Origin of the sequence: Cesiribacter sp. SM1, from assembly GCF_020178975.1 — a bacterium.
Lineage (GTDB): Bacteria > Bacteroidota > Bacteroidia > Cytophagales > Cyclobacteriaceae > Cesiribacter.
This window is the reverse complement of sequence record NZ_JAHXBU010000025.1, coordinates 1-1,470: the sequence shown is the minus strand read 5'-3', so window position 1 is coordinate 1,470 and position 1,470 is coordinate 1. Positions and strand designations below refer to the sequence as shown.

Genomic DNA, 1,470 nt, shown 5'->3' with positions numbered 1-1,470 from the left:
CACACACCAACAACAGAATAAAGCAAGCTCCAATAGCTCTTTCAGCCATTGATAGTGCTATTGTTAAATTTTGCGTACTTTCGGTGAGCGGCGGTGAAGGTCGCCTGCTTTATTCAACGGACGTTGGTGGCAAAATAAATACAATGAGCAAGCTTCGGTGTAAATGCGATCATGTCATCTCTGATACAACAGATAATCTACCGTATAAAGCTGATTTGATACCTGACCAATCCTTTTATACTTCTTTAGACAGGATAGAAGAATCTATCGACTCTTTGATTGAGGCAACAAAAAGAAATGAAAGGATTATGTGGATTAAAAATCATTTCAGTGAGCAATACCCTAAAGATTTGACTGACACTCAAATGATCTATGATATTATTACATCAAAGTTGTTTGACCTTAATAAGAAAGTATATCAATGTGAAAATTGTGGTCGGATTTGGATACAAAAAGGACATTCAGATAGGTTTGTATCATTCACGCCTGAAAACGATGAATGGAAAGATATCTTAACGGCAGAACATAAAAAAAATACTATTCAGCCACCAACAACAGAATAAAGCAAATGCCCACAGCGCTTTCAGCCATTGACAATGCAGGAAGCAACTTTTGCGTACTTTCATCAAAAGCCGGTGTAGGGCATCTGCTTTATTCAATGGACGTTGCCAGTAATTAAAACCCATTATGAACCCACTCCTAAAACAGATACAGGAAAGATATGCTGCCGGAGAACGACTGAAGTATCTGTTCTTTTGGGGCCATACTCCAGGTCATGGACAGACGGTTGGACCGTTCATCTTCAGCCAGTGGTATCCTTCTAAATTTACTGTAGACGGATTGGAATATCAGACGGCAGAGCATTGGATGATGGCTGAAAAAGCAAGGCTGTTTGGTGACAAAGAAATTGCAGAAAAGATTATCCAGGCCACTACACCTGGGCATGCAAAAGATTTAGGTCGGCAGGTAAAGAACTTTGACAATCAGAAGTGGCTGGACAATAGATTTGATATCGTCAGGACTGGCACCTACCATAAATTCAATGCTTATCCAGACATGAAAGAATATCTGCTATCGACGGCGGACAGAATATTAGTAGAAGCCAGTCCTGTAGATAACATATGGGGGATTGGTATGGCAAAAGACCATCCTGACGCTGAAAATCCTCTAAAATGGAAAGGTGAAAACCTCCTTGGATTTGCGCTCATGGATGTACGGGAGCAGATGAAAAAATAAAAATAAACTACTGGCAACAACAGAATAAAGCAAGCTCCCACACAGCGTTCAGCCATTTGCATGCAAAGTGAAATTTTGCGTCCTTTCAGTGAGCGGCAGTGAATGGTCGCCTGCTTTATTCAACGGACGTTGGCCTTAAGTCAATATTCGTTTCGCTTCTTAAGCAGCAGTAGCAGAAAAGATTAGCTACTGCGTTAGCGAAAGGTAAAAGGACAAGCCGCCAGCAGGAGGGCA

Annotated in this window: 2 protein-coding genes; both read left to right on the top strand. The window is 41.2% G+C overall.

The annotated features are described in order from the left end of the window. Positions 1-563: hypothetical protein (locus tag KWJ01_RS03925; RefSeq protein WP_224995121.1), on the top strand; the 563-nt coding region annotated here is incomplete at its 5' end. Positions 564-687: 124 nt separating this feature from the next. Further along, positions 688-1,236 carry an NADAR family protein gene (locus KWJ01_RS03920; protein WP_224995120.1) on the top strand — a complete coding sequence of 183 codons (549 nt, stop codon included), beginning with the start codon at positions 688-690 and terminating at the stop codon, positions 1,234-1,236. Positions 1,237-1,470 lie beyond the last annotated feature (234 nt).